At 62.2% G+C, this 16,150-nt stretch carries 15 protein-coding genes and 2 pseudogenes; 13 read left to right on the plus strand and 4 right to left on the minus strand.

Going from position 1 to position 16,150, the window contains the following annotated elements:
- The first annotated feature begins 7 nt into the window (after positions 1–7).
- From P6U23_RS08705 to P6U23_RS08745, 9 genes and pseudogenes are all read left to right on the plus strand, one after another.
- The gene (locus tag P6U23_RS08705; RefSeq protein ID WP_407181387.1) at positions 8–1,369 is read left to right on the plus strand and encodes an amidohydrolase family protein; all 1,362 of its coding nucleotides are present in this window, start codon (positions 8–10) and stop codon (positions 1,367–1,369) included.
- Positions 1,366–2,274 carry an NAD(P)-dependent oxidoreductase gene (locus tag P6U23_RS08710; RefSeq protein ID WP_407179135.1) on the plus strand — a complete coding sequence of 303 codons (909 nt, stop codon included), beginning with the start codon at positions 1,366–1,368 and terminating at the stop codon, positions 2,272–2,274. The genes P6U23_RS08705 and P6U23_RS08710 overlap by 4 nt, the downstream gene beginning before the upstream one ends.
- A 15-nt stretch (positions 2,275–2,289) precedes the next feature.
- On the plus strand, positions 2,290–3,162 hold the full coding sequence (locus P6U23_RS08715; RefSeq protein ID WP_407179136.1) for an intradiol ring-cleavage dioxygenase: 873 nt from the start codon (positions 2,290–2,292) through the stop codon (positions 3,160–3,162).
- 74 nt (positions 3,163–3,236) lie between these two features.
- On the plus strand, positions 3,237–4,628 hold the full coding sequence (locus P6U23_RS08720) for an FAD-linked oxidase C-terminal domain-containing protein (RefSeq protein WP_407179137.1): 1,392 nt from the start codon (positions 3,237–3,239) through the stop codon (positions 4,626–4,628).
- Positions 4,625–6,163 carry a sugar ABC transporter ATP-binding protein gene (locus tag P6U23_RS08725; RefSeq protein ID WP_407179138.1) on the plus strand — a complete coding sequence of 513 codons (1,539 nt, stop codon included), beginning with the start codon at positions 4,625–4,627 and terminating at the stop codon, positions 6,161–6,163. The genes P6U23_RS08720 and P6U23_RS08725 overlap by 4 nt, the downstream gene beginning before the upstream one ends.
- A pseudogene (locus tag P6U23_RS08730) lies at positions 6,156–7,106 on the plus strand (ABC transporter permease). Before P6U23_RS08725 ends, P6U23_RS08730 begins: the two are co-directional and overlap by 8 nt.
- Positions 7,103–8,080, plus strand: a complete 978-nt coding sequence (locus tag P6U23_RS08735; protein ID WP_407179139.1) for an ABC transporter permease — start codon at positions 7,103–7,105, stop codon at positions 8,078–8,080. The pseudogene P6U23_RS08730 and the gene P6U23_RS08735 overlap by 4 nt, the downstream one beginning before the upstream one ends.
- Positions 8,081–8,117: 37 nt before the next feature.
- Positions 8,118–9,095 carry a sugar ABC transporter substrate-binding protein gene (locus P6U23_RS08740; RefSeq protein ID WP_407179140.1) on the plus strand — a complete coding sequence of 326 codons (978 nt, stop codon included), beginning with the start codon at positions 8,118–8,120 and terminating at the stop codon, positions 9,093–9,095.
- Between the two features lie 145 nt (positions 9,096–9,240).
- Positions 9,241–9,528, plus strand: a complete 288-nt coding sequence (locus tag P6U23_RS08745) for a YciI family protein (RefSeq protein WP_407179141.1) — start codon at positions 9,241–9,243, stop codon at positions 9,526–9,528.
- A 187-nt stretch (positions 9,529–9,715) separates the two neighbouring features.
- Here the strand turns inward: P6U23_RS08745 and P6U23_RS08750 are convergent.
- A pseudogene (locus P6U23_RS08750) lies at positions 9,716–9,802 on the minus strand (hypothetical protein); the annotation flags it as partial.
- 272 nt (positions 9,803–10,074) lie between these two features.
- Here P6U23_RS08750 and P6U23_RS08755 point away from each other — a divergent pair.
- Both P6U23_RS08755 and P6U23_RS08760 read left to right on the plus strand, forming a co-directional pair.
- On the plus strand, positions 10,075–10,263 hold the full coding sequence (locus tag P6U23_RS08755; RefSeq protein ID WP_407181792.1) for a hypothetical protein: 189 nt from the start codon (positions 10,075–10,077) through the stop codon (positions 10,261–10,263).
- The gene (locus P6U23_RS08760; RefSeq protein ID WP_407179142.1) at positions 10,260–10,691 is read left to right on the plus strand and encodes a PIN domain-containing protein; all 432 of its coding nucleotides are present in this window, start codon (positions 10,260–10,262) and stop codon (positions 10,689–10,691) included. Before P6U23_RS08755 ends, P6U23_RS08760 begins: the two co-directional genes overlap by 4 nt.
- A gap of 586 nt (positions 10,692–11,277) precedes the next feature.
- Here the strand turns inward: P6U23_RS08760 and P6U23_RS08765 are convergent.
- Positions 11,278–11,634, minus strand: a complete 357-nt coding sequence (locus P6U23_RS08765; RefSeq protein WP_407179143.1) for a helix-turn-helix domain-containing protein — start codon at positions 11,632–11,634, stop codon at positions 11,278–11,280.
- A 498-nt stretch (positions 11,635–12,132) separates the two neighbouring features.
- Here P6U23_RS08765 and P6U23_RS08770 point away from each other — a divergent pair, with 498 nt between their 5' ends.
- The gene (locus P6U23_RS08770) at positions 12,133–13,365 is read left to right on the plus strand and encodes an acyl-CoA dehydrogenase family protein (RefSeq protein WP_407179144.1); all 1,233 of its coding nucleotides are present in this window, start codon (positions 12,133–12,135) and stop codon (positions 13,363–13,365) included.
- An 8-nt stretch (positions 13,366–13,373) separates the two neighbouring features.
- Positions 13,374–13,943, plus strand: coding sequence for a flavin reductase family protein (locus P6U23_RS08775; RefSeq protein WP_407179145.1), 570 nt, complete (start codon positions 13,374–13,376; stop codon positions 13,941–13,943).
- 93 nt (positions 13,944–14,036) lie between these two features.
- On the opposite strand, the gene P6U23_RS08780 is transcribed toward P6U23_RS08775, so the two are convergent.
- Complete coding sequence (locus P6U23_RS08780) at positions 14,037–14,930, minus strand: polysaccharide deacetylase family protein (protein WP_407179146.1); 894 nt, start codon at positions 14,928–14,930, stop codon at positions 14,037–14,039.
- A gap of 27 nt (positions 14,931–14,957) precedes the next feature.
- A complete protein-coding gene (locus tag P6U23_RS08785; protein WP_407179147.1) occupies positions 14,958–16,064 on the minus strand; it encodes an LLM class flavin-dependent oxidoreductase in 1,107 nt (368 codons plus the stop codon).
- Positions 16,065–16,150: the final 86 nt, after the last annotated feature.

The raw sequence follows: 16,150 nt of genomic DNA on the forward strand, positions 1-16,150 counted from the left end.
CGTGACCATGGCCCGTATCCTGATCCGCGCGGCGACGATCCTCACCATGGACGATGGTCTCGGCGATCTTGCTGGCGCCGACCTGCTGGTCGATGGCTATCGTATTGCCGCGATCGGCCGCGACATCACCGCAAACGACGCCGAGATCGTCGATGGCCGTGGCCGCATCGTCATCCCGGGCCTGATCAACGCCCACATGCACACCTGGCAGACGGCGTTGCGCGGCTTTGCCGCAAACTGGACGTTGCTCGAATATTTCCGTCGCATGCATGCCGGGCTTGCCACACTGTTCCGGCCGGACGACATCCATATCGCGACGCTGCTCGGCGCGCTCAATCAAATCAACCACGGTGTCACGACACTGGTGGATTGGTGTCACAACAATCCGACTCCTGCGCACACCGATGCCGCGGTGCGTGCGCTGTTCGAGAGCGGTATTCGCGCCGCCTTCCTTCATGGCTCCCCGAAGCCGAACTCGAAACCGGGTCAGCCGCATTTTTCGGAAGTGCCGCATCCGCGCAGCGAGGTTGAGCGGCTGCTCGCAGGTCCGTTGGCGAATCGGGATGGTCTGGTGACTCTCGGCCTAGCCATCCTGGGTCCGCATTACTCGACGCTCGAGGTCGCCCTGCACGATTTTCGTCTCGCCCGCGAATTTGGGCTGATTGCCTCGATGCACCAGGGCGGCGGCCCCGCCAAAACGCCCGGCGGCTGGGAGCTGTTGATCAAGGCAGGCCTGGTTGGGCGCGGCATCAATGTGGTGCACGGCAACGACCTGTCCGACGACCTGCTCAAACGCCTGGTCGATCTTGGCGTGTCGTTCTCGGTCACCCCTGAGAACGAAATGATCCAGGGCCACGGTTTTCCGATCACCGGGCGTCTGTTGAACCTCGACGCGCGGCCTTCGATCGGCGTCGACCTGGAATCGGTGCTCGCAGGCGATCTCCTCGGCGCGGCGCGCACGGCACTTTCGGCCCAGCGCGCGCTGGACAATGCAGAATCGCGCCGCGCGACCGGCGCCATCCCCGAAACGACCACGATTCCGGTCCGGGAGGCGCTCCGCTGGATCACTCTTGAAGGCGCGCGCATGCTTGGGCGCGAGGACCAAATCGGCTCGCTCGCGCCGGGCAAGTTTGCCGATCTCGTCGTTATCGACGCGCAAGCGCTTAACCTCTCGCCCGTACATGATCCGGTCGCAAGCGTCCTCATGCAGGTGAGCCTTGCCAACATCGAGGCTGTGATGATCGGCGGCGTCTGGAGGAAGCGGGATGGGCGGCTGCTGTTCGATAGCCTCGCGCAGCGGCAGCGCGAGCTGGCGCAATCGGGCGAGCGGCTGGTCCGCGAGATCGAACGGCAGGGAAGGGCACCATGAGCACGGCAGCGCAGACGGACAGCATTGCCTGGATCGGCATCGGGAAGATGGGATTGCCGATCGCAGGCCGCCTCGCAGAGGCGGGAAAGCGGGTGGCGGCATTTGACACGAGCGCTGAGCGGCTTGCGATGGCGCGCCAGAGCGGTCTGTGCCCGGCCGCTTCGGCGGCGGAAGCCGTCGCCGGACAAGCTGTCGTGTTCACCTCGTTGCCCGACGATGTCGTCTTGCGCAGTGCGGTGTTGGGACCGCAGGGACTGCTCCGCGGGATGGCGGCGGGCTCAGTCCTGATCGAGACCTCGACGGTTAGCCCGGAGATCTCCGCTGAGCTCGCCGAGGCCGCGCGTGCGCGACAAGTTGATTACCTGCGCGCGCCGGTCTCAGGCAATGCCGCCATCGCTCACACCGGCGCACTGACCTGTTTTGTATCGGGGCCCAAGTCCGCCTTCGAGCGCGTGAGCCCGCTGCTTGCAACCTTCACCCGCGCGCAGACCTATCTCGGCGAGGCTGAGCAGGCGCGTTACGCCAAGCTTGCGGTCAACCTGATGATCGCGGTCACCGCTGGAATGATGGCCGAGAGCCTGGCGCTCGGGCGCAAAGGGGGCATCTCCTGGCGCGACATGCTGCAGGTGCTCGAGGAGAGCGCGGTTGCCTCGCCGATGGTGAAATACAAGACGCCGCCGCTTGCCACGCGCAATTTCGAATCGACGTTCTCCTGCCGCCAGATGGCCAAGGACTTGGACCTCATTCTCGGCGCTGGCCACGCGGTCGGCGTGCCGCTTCAGCTCGCGGCACAGTTGCGCGAGAGCTACGGCTCGCTTATCGCGCAGGGCGAGGGGGAGACCGATTTCATCGCGACGGTGGCTCAGCTTGAACGCTTATCCGGTCTCGGCGAGCCTGAACTCTGATCGTCGGAGGTTTTCATGCGCAATTTCGATGAAACCAACATCACGGAAGCCGTGCTCGACCGCGTCAAGAATGCGCCAAACCCGCGCGTGCGAGAGATCAGCGAGGCTCTGGTCCGGCATCTGCATGCCTTCGTGCGCGAGGTCAGGCCGACCCAGACGGAGTGGGAGTGGGGAATCGATTTTCTTACCCGCACCGGTCACATGTGCGACGACAAGCGCCAGGAGTTCATCCTTCTGTCTGACACGCTTGGCGTCTCGATGCTGGTCGATGCCATCAACCATCCAGTGCCGGAAGGCGCCACGGAAACCACCGTGCTTGGACCATTCTACGTGACGGCCGCTCCCGAGAAGGCGATCGGCGACGACATCTCCGGTGGCATGGAAGGTGATCCGCTGCTGGTCACCGGCACGGTCTCCTCATCCGATGGCAAGCCGATTGCCGGCGCCACCATCGAGGTCTGGCATTCGGATAATGAGGGCTATTACGACGTGCAGCAGCTCGGTGAGATCGGACATCTGGCGATGCGCGCCCGCTTTCATGCCGATGCCGACGGAGGCTTTCGCTTCTGGTCGATCAAGCCGGCGGCCTATCCGGTCCCGCATGATGGGCCCGTCGGCCAGATGCTGAACGCCCAGGGGCGGCATCCGTGGCGTCCCGCACATGTGCACTTCATGATCTCGGCGCCGGGCTACGAACAGCTCGTGACTCACGTTTTCGTAGCCGGCGACCAGTACCTCGATTCCGACGTCGTGTTCGGAGTTAAAGACAGCCTGATCCGCGACTATGTCCGGCGTTCGCCAGGCCGTGCACCGGACGGGCGGATGCTGGACCTGCCTTATTATCATCTGAACTATGATTTCGGCCTGAAGCCGGCCGCAAAGCGATAGCCGGCTGGAACAACAACGCGGCAAACCGACCGTTAGAGTGCGGACCGCAAAAGAACTTTCCGGGGAGGACATTGATGGGACCGCCGGTCAGCGCATCGACGCTCGTCGAGCGGCTTGCGGGCATGATGGGATCACGCGTCACGCTGGCGCGCGCCGTGCTGAACCAGCATGGCCAGAGCGAAGCCTATCACGCGTGCCTACCGCCTGATGTGGTGGTGTTTCCGGAGAGCACGCAGGAGGTAGTCGAAACCGTCAAGCTCTGTGCGAGCCTGCATATCCCGATCATCCCGTTCGGCGCTGGCACCTCGCTGGAAGGCAATACTTCAGCCGTCGCGGGTGGCGTCTCGATCGATTTCGCGCGGATGAACAGGGTGCTGGCCGTCGATGCGAGCGACATGGATGTGGTGGTGCAGCCCGGCATCACCCGAAAGCAGCTCAATGCGCAATTACGCGGTACCGGCCTGTTCTTTCCGATTGATCCCGGGGCCGACGCGTCGATCGGCGGCATGACCTCGACCCGCGCCTCGGGGACCATGGCGGTGCGCTACGGCACCATGAAGGACAATGTGATGGCGCTCGAGGTCGTCCTCGCGGATGGCCGCCTGATCCGCACCGGCAAGCGCGCGCGTAAATCGGCCGCGGGCTATGACCTCACGCGGCTCTTCGTCGGTGCGGAGGGCACGCTCGGCGTCATTACCGAAGTCACGCTGAAGCTGCATCCCGTGCCGCAGGCGATCTCCGCTGCGGTTTGCAGCTTCGACCACCTGCACGATGCGGTCGATACTGCGATCGCCGTGATCCAGTCGGCGATTCCGGTCGCGCGCGTGGAGCTCCTCGACGACGTCATGATGCGCGGTATCAACGCCTACGCCAAGCTCGCCTATCGCGAGGCGCCGACCTTGTTCTTCGAGTTTCACGGCTCGGACGCAGGCGTTGTCGAACAGGCGGAAGCCGCGCAGGCAATCGCCGCCGATCATGGCGGAGGCGGTTTCGAATGGGCGCGGGCGCCTGAAGACCGCAGCCGGCTCTGGCGGGCGCGCGACGATACGCTCTATGCCGGCCTCGGCCTGCGGCCCGGTTCGCGCGCGCTCATTACGGATGTGTGCGTCCCGATTTCACGGCTTGCCGAATGCTTGACCGCCACGCGCCGCGATGCCGATGAGAGCGGGATGATCGCGCCCATTGTCGGCCATGTCGGCGACGGCAATTTCCACATGTTGATCCTCATCGACCCGTCGCAGCCCGCGGAGATCGCGCGTGCCAAGGCGCTGCATGGCCGCATGGTGGCTCGGGCGATCGCCATGGACGGCACATCGACCGGCGAGCACGGCATCGGGCTCGGCAAGATCGGCTATCTCGTCGACGAGCTCGGCGAGGCGGTCGAGGTGATGCGCGGCATCAAATCCGTGCTCGATCCACACGGCCTGATGAATCCCGGCAAGATTTTCGGTGGAGGGCAGGTATGAGTTTCGCCTCCTTGATCGACGAGCCACCACCCCGGGGAGAGGCAATCCCGCCGCTGCTGGAGCTCAAGGGCATCTCCAAGGCGTTTCCCGGCGTGAAGGCGCTGGAGGACGTGTCCTTCGAAGTCTGGCCGGGCGAGGTTCACATGCTTCTTGGCGAGAATGGTGCAGGCAAGTCGACGCTCATGAAGGTGCTGTGTGGCGCCTATCGTTCGGATGCAGGCGAGTTCTTTTACCGCGGCGAGAGGGTCTCGATCAATTCCAGCGCGGATGCGCAGCGCCTCGGCATCGCCGTCATCTTCCAGGAATTCTCGCTCGTTCCCTATCTTGATATCGCGCAGAACATTTTTCTCGGTCGCGAGCCGAAGAGGGCCGTGCCCGGCACAATCGATCGCCACAGGCTGCTTCGCGATGCCGAGCGCGTGCTTAGGAGCATTGGCTTCGACATCGATCCGACCACGATCGTCGCCAAGCTTGGGGTGGCGCAGCAGCAGATGGTCGAGATAGCCAAGGCGGTGAGCCAGAACGCCCGCATCCTGGTGATGGATGAGCCCACTGCGGCGCTGTCCGATCGCGAAACCGAACTCTTGTTCGCGCTGATCCGCCGCCTCAAGGCCGATGGCGTAGCCATAATTTACATCTCCCATCGCATGGCGGAAGTGTTTGCGCTCGGCGATCGCATCACCGTGCTGCGCGATGGCAGACGCATCGGTGAGGTCAATCCCGCCGCCACCACGCCAGACGCGCTCGTGCGCATGATGGTTGGTCGGCCGATCGACATGTCCTACGTCAGGCATTTTGCCGAACGGCCCGGCAAAGTGCTGCTGGAGGTCAGTGGGCTGTCGGCGCCGAGCGGCATCTGCGATATCGATCTCGTGGTGCGCCAAGGCGAGATCGTCGGCCTCTGCGGCCTGGTTGGCTCGGGCCGGAGCGAGGTGGTGCGCGCGATCTTCGGCGCCGATCCGGCAAGTGCGGGGCGGATCGTGGTTGACGGCCGCGAGAAAGCCGGAGGGCCGGACGAGGCGGCGCGGCTCGGTCTTGCGCTGATCCCCGAGAGCCGTAAGAGCGAAGGGCTGGCGTTGCTGCGCTCGGTAGCCGATAATCTCGTGGTGTCCGCGCTGCGCAAATTATTCCCGAGCGGCCTGTTCGAGCCGCGTCGGGCCTTGCGCGTATCCGACGAACTCATCCTAAAGCTCCGCATCGCGACGCCGAGCGCGCGTCAATGCGTAGCGCTGCTCTCCGGCGGCAATCAGCAGAAGGTCGTGATCGGCAAATGGCTTGCGGCCGGCGCGAGGCTATTCATCTTCGACGAGCCGACGCGGGGCGTCGATGTGGGTGCCAAGGCCGAGATCTTCGCCTTGATCGACCGTCTGGTCGCGGATGGCGCGGCCGCGCTGATGATCTCCTCGGAGCAGGCGGAAATCTGCCATGTCTGCGACCGCGCCTATGTGATGCGCGGGGGGCGCATCGCCGGCGAGCTGTCTCGCGCCGAGCTCACGGAAGAGAACATCGTGCGATTGGGGATGCACCATGAGTGAGGCCGTTCTCGCCATCTCGGCCAACGCGCTTCAACGCATCCCCGGCGTCGCGATCATGCTGGTGCTGCTGCTCGCCTTGTTCGGGGTCGCTGCTCCGGGCTTCCTGTCGGGCGGGAACATCGCAAACGTCTTGGTGCAGTCGACCCTGCTGTTGATGTTGTCACTGCCGATGACGCTTATCATCATGACCGAAGGGCTCGACCTCTCGATGGGCGCCGTGCTGACTCTGACCTCGCTGGCGGTTGCCATCGTCTCGGTCGCCACCGGCTCGATGCTGCTCGGCCTCGCAGCTGCGGTTGCGGTGGGGCTCGCCTTTGGGATCGCCAATGGCTGGCTTGTCGCCGTCCTCGGCATTCCACCTTTCGTGGCCACGCTCGGGACGCTCGGCATGGCGCAGGGTCTTGCGCTTATTGTCAGCGATGGCCAGAGTGTGGTCGGTGTTCCTCGCGCCGTGAGCGAGATCTATTCGGCAGCGGTCTTGGGCCTTCCAGTACCGGTTCTGCTGGGCCTATTCGCCTATCTCGCCTTTCACGGCCTGCTCTACCACACGCGTTTCGGCACCTACATCTTCGCGCTGGGTGGCAACCGCGAGGCGTTAAGCTAAGCCGGACTCTCACCGACAAAACTCTTGATCGCGGTTTACGCGGTCGGCGGGGCAATGGCGGGCGTTGCCGGGCTTCTGATGACCGCGCGCATGAACGCCGGCCACCCGACCGCGGGGCTCGGCCTCGAATTCGATGCCATTGCAGCAGTTGCCGTCGGCGGCACCTCATTCGAGCGCGGCGATGGCTGGCTGCTTGGTACCGCATTTGGCGTTCTAGCCGTTGGCGTGCTGCGCAACGGCCTCAATCTGCTGGCGCTGCCATCCTCGATTCAGGTTGCAAGCGTTGGTGTGCTGGTGATCCTGGCGCTGTTCCTCGACGGATTGCGGAGCCGCCCATGACGGAGCTGTCCAAGCCGGGCTTCGCCCCGCCACGCCCATTCATCTCGGCGGACCTGCTGCAAGTCTTCTATCGCCTGCTCGCCGTCTTCCTGATCTGCCTTGCGCTCGCGCTGCTAAGCGAGTCGTTCCTCACTCTCGGCAACATCCTCAATGTGCTGCGGCAGGCTAGCTTGCTGTTCTTCATTGCCTCAGGCCTGACGCTGGTGGTGCTGACGGCAGGTCTTGATCTTTCAGTCGGGGCCAATGTCGCATTGTCCGCGTGTCTCGCCGGCACGGTCATCCAAGGGACCGGCTCGGCGGCGCTCGGCGTGCTGGCGGCACTCGCAACCGGCGGCGTCATCGGTCTCCTCAATGGTCTCATGGTGACGGCGCTCCGGATTCCTTCCTTCATCGCGACCTACGGCATGCTCTGGGTCCTCAACGGTGTGACCTATTGGTACATGGCGGGGGAGATCATTCACGGATTTCCGCCCGGTTTTCGACAGGTCGGCAGCGGCTACCTGTTCGGACTGCCGACGCCCATCTATTTGCTGCTGATCTTTCTCGCCATAGGTACGGCTTTTGCGCAGCGCACGATCTGGGGCCAGGAGATTTACGCCATCGGCGCCAATCCCGCCGCGGCAAGGCTGTCGGGCATTCCGCTCACCCGACGCCTGCTCTTGGTTTATACGGTGTCGGGCACGATGGCCGGACTTGCCTCGATCATCTTTCTGGCGCGGCTCAATTCGGCGGAAGCGGACATCGGCGAAAGCCTGACGCTGCCCGCAATTGCCGCGGTGCTGATCGGCGGCACGTCGCTGTTCGGCGGCGTCGGCACCATGTTCGGCACCTTCGTCGGCGCATTGATCCTGACGCTGGTTCTCAACGGCATGAACCTGTTGTCGGTGAATGCGAGCTGGCAGCCGCTGGTGACCGGCGTCATCGTCATCCTCGCGGTGTGGCTCGATATGAAGACGCGTCGCCGCAAGCAATGATCTCTCAAAAGTACACGAACAGAAAGGGGACGGAAGCATGAGCGTGAGAAACAGGATCTGTACGGGTCTGACGGTGCTGGCTGCGACTGCAATGAGCACGGCGGCATATGCCGACGGCGAGACCATCGCGGTCTTCACCAAGAACCAAACCAACCCGTATTTTCAAGCCGTGCGGGTCGGCGCCGATGCTGCGGCAAAGGCGCTGAATGCAAAGACGCTGCATTACATCCCAACCAAATCTGACAGCATCCCCGAACAGCTCAGCCAGATCGAGGATGTCGTGGTGAAGAAGCCGGACGCGATCGTCTTTATCCCTGTCGATTACAAGGCGATGGTGCCGGGGGTCGAGAAGATCAACGCGGCCAATATCCCTGTTGTCAACATCACCGATCGCTCCGCCGCGGGCAAGTTCATCTCCTTCGTCGGCGCGGACGATTATAGCCTTGGACTCGAGACCGCGCGCTATCTTCTCAAGGCGCTTGGCGGCAAGGGCAACATCGTCATCATCGAGGGCGTCAAGGGCTCGCTGACCAATGTCGACCGCGTGCGCGGTTTCAACGATGCGCTCAAGGAAGCACCCGGCGCCAAGCTGCTCGCCTCCCAGCCGGGCAACTATCAGCGCCTGCAGGCGCTGCAGGTGATGGAGAACCTGATCGAGTCGCACCCGCAAATCGATGGCGTACTCGCGGCCAACGACGCCATGGCCATGGGCGTGATCGAAGCGCTTGAGGGCGCGAATCGCACCGCCCAGGTGATCGGAATCAACGGCACCAAGGAGGCGGTCGACGCAATCAAGGCGGGCAAGCTGCTGGCGAGCGGCGACTATAATGGCTTTCTGCAGGGCTGCATCGGCACGACGATTGCGATCCGCTCGCTGCGCAAGCAGCCCGTGGTGTCGGAAATCGTGCTGAAACCGACGGTCGTGACCAAAGCGAATTATCGGCCCTATGAGACGCCGGTCGAGGCCCGCACCTGTCCGAGCTGGGATGAGGCGGCGAAGCTGGCCGGAAAATGAGCGAGGCCGTATACGGTTGCACGCGGGGGCGCTGATTGCGAATGTGCAGCGTCCACACGTTCGCTCATTGCCCGATATCCGGCGGGATCGGCGTCCAAAGCCGTCGGAAGGCGGTCCGACCGGAGGAATATCTGCGGAGACGAAGATGCTGTTTGCGATCCATGCTGTCGACCGTGCTGGCGCGCTGCCAACGCGGCTTGCCAACTATGATGCCCACAAGGCCTTCCTGTTCGATACCAGCCGTTTCGGCGTCAGAATCGTGATGTCCGGGCCGCTCACTGCCGATGACGGTCAGACCATGATCGGAAGCCTGTTTCTGATCGAGGCGCCAGGACGGCGCGAGGTCGAGAACTTCCACCACGCCGATCCGTTTTTCGCTGCAGGTATCTGGGAGAGGGTGACGATCAGCGGGTTTCTACGGCGACAGGGTTAGAGAAATAGGGGAGCGTCTCACGAGCCGGGCTGGCCATCGTATGAGGGCGGCGGCAAATTTGCGCTGCTCTTTAAGTTTCTGCGACATCGCTGGTTTTGCCCTGATTCGGGATCCGCCCGATCAAGCCGCCCCGCCGCTGCTCATCGGGATCGAGCTGCCCCGCCATGCGCAGACCGAACCGCACGTTCGAGATCGCCCGGTCCGTGTAACTGTCGACGACAGTCCAACCTTGCTTCTCGGCGTGCAGGCGGCAAAGCCGCAACTGGTCCTCGATCGAAGCGTCACGCTGGTTTTCGGAAGAATAGCGGGCCTAGAGCGCAACCTTCATGACGCCTCCTTAGTCCGGGAGACAGTCACGCTTTCGGCTATCCGTCTCGGCTTGGACGAAATCCCGCGCGGCTTGCCGAGCCAGTAGCCGTACCAGATTGATAAGGCGCGGATCAGGCCCCGACGTGACGGATGCAACCAAGGCTCCCGGTGCGGCAATCAGCGACCAAGCGAAGCTTTTCTGCCGTTGTTGCTCTCGCTCGCGCCACCGCGGCTTCCTTGCTGCTGCGGATCGTTCCGCGTCGTGACAAAGATGGCGAGTTGGGGCCGCGGCGCAAGAAAAATATCCAGTCTGGCGAGCCACCGAAGCCTGGTGGGATCCTAACCGCGTTGCGTCGCTCGCCGCTCGTTGGCGCTGATCTCGACCTGACCCGCTCGCGTGAAGAAGGGCGCAAGGTCGACCTGTGACACGCTATCTTCTCGACACCAACATCATCAGCCATGTCGTCAAGCCGCAGCCATCGGAATCGCTCCTCGCTTGGATGGCGGCACAGCGCGACGAGCATTTGTTCATCACGTCGCTTACCCTCGCAGAAATCCGTCGCGGTATCCTAGAGAAGCCAAATGGTAAAAGACGGGCAGCGCTTGATGCCTGGTTCTCAGGTCCGGAGGGCCCTCAGGCCTTGTTTGCGGGCCGCATCCTGCCGTTCGACGACAAGGCGGGCCTTGTCTGGGCGGAGTTGATGGCGAAAGGGAGAGCCGCCGGTCGGCCACGTAGCGGGCTCGACATGATCATTGCTGCCGTCGCGAGTGCGAACGAGTGTGTCGTGGTGACGGACAACCAGAGAGATTTAGTCGGCGTCCAGATCATCAACCCGATCCGCGGATCGATGTAATGGCGGGGTAGACTGGAGAGTAGGCCGGCGCGGCTCTTTTCTTCAACCTCAATCGCTGCACCGCGAAGCTTGGACGTTTTGACGAACCGGTCGGGAGGCTCAGCAAGGTCTCTTGGATATCCGTCGCTGGAGCGCAGCCTCCGGGTGCCAATTGGTCCATGATAATCGTTCAGGGGCGATAGTCGGAGTCAAAGCTCTCCCACCTCGGTGCGTTCAACGTCGCCGTCGCCCGGCACGACGCCTGCCCAAGACGGGGTGAGGCCTCCTTTCGATGGAATGCTTCCGAATTGAAAGGACAGTTCGTCGGCGCGCGATGCGGGAAGATCGCGATCCTGTCATTCTATAGTCCCCCGACACCCGCGGCGCGCGGCACCGAACGGGCTCACGCGCGCGAAAAAATTGCTCGCGTTGGAGAAGTTGGAGGCTGTGAAGACATGTAATTGTCGCCCCCACGCACAGAATGGCGATCCAAGGCACGGCTTTCATGTGGCCGTCGTCCTTTCCGCAGTCTTTCTCGCGGCAGCGGCTGCTGCCACGCTCCGATCGAGTAGATCTCAGAAGCGAATCTCAAGCGGATGACATCCAGTCAAGCTGGTGAGAATCGTGGACGAGGCGGAGACGGTGGACGCCGCGGCGAGTTCGACTGTGGAGGGCCGGACGTCTGAAAGATTGCGCGATAGCGCACCAGCCTCGTGCCCAGCCTCTTTCTGAAATGATGCCTGAGTGCATCAGCCGATCCAAAGCCGGTCGCGCTCGCGACGTCTTCGGTTGCCATCTTTGTTGCCTCCAATAATTGCCAGGCGCGCAACACGCGCGCCTGCACCACCATTCGCCGGGCGCCAGGCCGGTTGCCTGTTCGAAACCATCGGATGAAGGTGCGCCGGGTCATCTTGGCTCTCGAGGCGAGACCGGCGATCGTCAGTTGCATTGCGGGCCATGTCATAGCTGCGCAGTTTCGCAAGCTGGAGCTGACCGCTTGTCCGGCCGTCGCGCGCCTCGCGGAACGCTGCTTCGCGTTGCCGGCATTCGCGACCTCCCACCCTTTCGAGCAGCCGGGATACAAGACGCATGCGCTCCGTTAAGCCCGCTAGACGTGTGGCTCAATTTGCCTCGGCACTGGCGGCCACTCGGAGCTCGATCTTGAGAAATGCCGCGGATTGAACCGCTCTGGTGAGCTCCGGCGGCGTCGGTGCCGAACGCGGTTCTCCCAATCGTGGGCCAGCCAACAATTTGGCAATACAGCGCCGCATCCCTGAATTTGATTGACGCACAACTCGGACCGCGCCTTAATTGGGGAGCAGCGCGATCAACAATCACCAGAGGACCTCGAAGGGTCAGCGGCTCACGGTTTCCGCCGAGGAAAGTGATCCCACCTGGTGATTCTGGAGGACCATCCATAGCTTACGATCGCATACAGCTGTGGATGTAGCGAGGACGCCAGATGGCGGATGTTGGTCGAAAATCGACGTTGGATTACTCAGTGGGACAGGAGGTGGACGATCGCGCCTACGCAGCCATGCTGGCGCGGACGAGAGCTCTGATCCCCCAGTTGCGTGACCGTGCGGCGCGGACCGAAGAAATTCGGCGTCTGCCGCCAGAGACGGAGCGCGATCTGCATGAGGCGGGGCTCTTCAGGGTTGTCCAGCCCAAGCGGGTCGGGGGCTCGGAATTCGACTATGTCGCTCTGGTTGATTGCGCCGAGCTGCTCGGTAAAGGGGACGCGTCGGTAGCCTGGAATTTCGCCAATCTTGCCAGCCACCACTGGATGCTGGCGATGTTCGACAAACGCGCCCAGGATCTGGTTTGGGACAAAGATCCCAACACCCTGGTTGCGTCCTCCTTCATTTTTCCCGCGGGGCGTGCCCGGAAGGTCGAGGGCGGTTTTAGATTGCACGGCAGTTGGCCGTTCTCTTCTGGGGTGGCGTCGAGCGAATGGAATATGCTTGGAAGCGTGGTCGATTCCGATGATGAAGCTGACGGGATCGAGTATCGAATCTTTCTGGTCCCCAAGAAGGATTATCGGATTTTGGATACATGGAATGCCGCCGGACTGCGCGGAACTGGTTCCAACGATGTCGAGGTGAGGGATGCCTTCGTCGCAGAATCGCTGACGGTTTCGGTCAGTGATCTCGCTGGCGGTCCGACACCCGGCAGCGCGATCAACCCGAATCCGCTCTATACGCTTCCCGTGTTCTCACTATTCCCCTACGTGCTTTCCGGGGTCGCCCTTGGCAATGCGCAGGCCTGCCTCGATGACTATGTTGAAATTGCCCACCATCGAGCGTCGACCTACAATCGCGCCAAGCTGGGTGATCTGCAGAGCACGCAAATCAAGATTGCGGAGGCCTCTGCCAAGATCGACGCGGCGCGCCTGATCATGCGCTCGAACTGTATCGAGGCGATGGCTGCTGCAAGGCGCGGGCAAATTCCGGATATGGCGGTCAAGACCAGATTGCGGCGCGACGGGGCGTATTCGGTCAACCTCTGCACCGAGGCGGTGTCTCTGCTGTTTGCGGCGAGTGGGGCACGTGGGCTGTTTACATCGGGCGCTTTGCAGCGCCAATTCCGCGATGCCCATGCGATCAATTCGCACATCGCGTTCAATTTCGATGCGGCTGGTACCAACTATGGCCGGGTGGCGCTCGGCCTTCCGTCCGAAAACGTCACACTTTGAGGCCGCGGATGAACGACGCGCCTAAGCATCCGATCGGTCTGGATCCGGCAAACGAGTTAGCCAGCGATCATTCGCCGATCGACCCGCGGGATTTTCGCAATGCGCTTGGGACCTATGCGACGGGCGTAACGATCATCACGGCGGCCGGGGCCGACAAAAAGCCGTATGGGCTGACCTGCAATTCCTTCACGTCGGTGTCGCTGAACCCGCCGCTGGTGCTTTGGAGTCTTGTGCTTTACTCCTCGAGCCTGAGCATTTTCCAGAATGCCAGCCATTTCGCCGTCAACGTTCTGGGCGCATCGCAGCAGGCGCTGGCCAACAAGTTTGCGAAATCCTCTGATGATAAGTTTGCCGGGGTCGAATGGACTCCGGGGCTTGGCGATGCACCTGTGCTTACCGAGAGCGTCGCCAATTTCCAGTGCCGTTCCGTCAATCGGTATTACGGTGGCGATCATGTCATCTTCCTCGGTGCGGTTGAAGCCTATTCCTACAACCATAAGGAGCCTCTGCTGTTCGCGCGGGGTAGCTATGGACGGTTTCTTGCAGAGGATGATCGCCCGACCAATAAAGCCCGTTGAGCAGCAAAGGCGGCAAGAGCGACACCCGAGAGGGGCTAGGGCGAGGAGCCAAGGCTCAGGAAAGCCCCGAACGGGGCGGCGAGACGGCCGTGCTCAGCGAAGTGCCGGTGTGCTTAGCTTCGCCATTTCTGCCCGATACCAGTCGCCGATTTCGGTTGCTGTCATCAGTGCAACGCCTTCGTGCCCGATGACGTAATCGAGTAGCGCCTCGACATATTTGATGCGATGGGGAACGCCCGTGATATAGGGGTGGATCGAGATCGCCATAACGCGCGCGTTGTCGGCGCCCTCCAGGTACAGGCGATCGAATTGATCAGTGCAGCGCCTCAAGAACTGGTCGGACGGAAGATGCTGCAGCGCATGGATCACGATGTCGTTGGTTTCGACAGAGTAGGGAATCGTCGTGATCGTGCCGTGCGGCGTCGTGACATCCTGCGGCAGGTCGTCAATGACCCAATCCGCCACATACTGGATGCCATTGAGGCGTAGCAGGTCGAGCGTCTGTTCGGTCTCTGTCAGGCCCGGGCTCTCCCAGGACCGGGGCGGCTTTCCCGTGAACTTCGCGATCGTTTCGACGGAGCGCTTGATGGCTTCAGCTTGGTCGTCAAGCTTGTGCATCGGCCCTTGCACGAAACCGTGCCCCATGAACTCGAAGCCGGCCTCGAGCGCGGCGGAAGCGACGCGCGGATAAGAGCTGCAGACGTTCGCGTTCAGCGCGAGCGTGACCGGTATCCTGCGGTCTGTGAGTGCTCTGAACTGACGCCAGAAGCCGACGCGCATGCCGTATTCGTGCCAGGACCAATTTGGCACATCAGGCAGCAACGGCTGTCCCATTGGCGGGCTCAACACAGTTCGAGGCATGGCGTTCTCTATCCGCCATTCCTCGACATTGAGGATGACCCATACGGCGAGCCGCTTGCCGTCCGGCAGCGTCAGTTTGGGGCGATCGACTTGGGCCTGATAGGGAATACGATCGGTAAAGGCCACAGCACTTCCTCGTCGAGTTGATGGATATTATTCGGCGGCAGTCGATCGTCTTGCAGTGCCGGCGCTGACACGCGGCATGACCTTTTCCGCCATCAGGATCATCGATCGTCGCGCAAGCTCGCGGTCTCTCCAGTCCTTACCCGCATAGAGCAGCGTACCAAACCTGCCAACCCCGTCCTGAAAGGACAGGAGCTGATCCGCGACGCTTTCGGGTGTGCCCCAGATGATCAGGTTGTTGCAGATTGTCTCCAAGGTCACCTCCTCATCTGGCTGATCGCGCCTCGTCTTGAAGAGCTCGACACGGCCATTCTTCTTCAGCTTGGTGAACAGCGAGCGATAGTAGTAGACGTAAGGACCGTCTGGATCGGTGGCATACGCTTTCGCCGTGGCGGCGTCGTTAGCGACAAAGATGCTCTTTGCCACTCGCCAGTTCGCTGGATCCGCCGCGCGGCCGGCGCGCTCGCAACCCTCGACATATCTGGGCCAGTGGCTCTTAACCCAAGCCGGCATCAGAAAGTTGGCCGATATCGGGTCCCAACCCCGCGCCGCCGCCTCGGTGACTCCCTTCGAAAAAGGCGCGACTGCGGTCACGACGATTGGCGGATGTGGCTGCTGCAGGGGCCGTCCAATGAACCCCTGACCGACCTCCTTCATCAGGGTCTTTTGCGTCGAAATCGTCCAGAACCGTCCCTTAATGTTATAAGGCGGCTCGCTCGCCCAGATCGCCAACACCTGATTGATGGCCTCAACAAACATTGCACTGCGATCGGCTTCAAGATTGCCGAACAGCTCGGCATCGGAAAGCAATCCTCCCGGGCTGATGCCGAAGATCAGACGCCCCTCCAACATATGGTCGAGCATCGCGATCGAAGCTGCGACCGCCGCGGGATGTGTGTTCGGCATATTGATCGTGCCGGTGCCGAGCCTGATCTGCCTGGTCGCGGCGGCAATCCAGGCGAGGAACGCGATGCAAGATGTAATATTCTCGGCTTTGTCCGTGATATGTTCGCCCACATAGGCTTCGCTGAAACCGAGTTCATCGGCCAATAGAAAAGCCTCACGGTCTTCCTTCAACGAAAGCCGCCAGTCCTTCTCGAGGGGGTGGATCGGCATCGTGAAGAAACCCAATTTCATGGCGTGCTCCTCGGAAGGGCTATTCACCTGGCGAACGGACCGTGCGTCCTCCGCGAGCTCAAGACAAGTCCAAAACTCGAGTCCGT

Origin of the sequence: Bradyrhizobium sp. STM 3562 (assembly GCF_045571435.1) — a bacterium.
GTDB lineage: Bacteria > Pseudomonadota > Alphaproteobacteria > Rhizobiales > Xanthobacteraceae > Bradyrhizobium.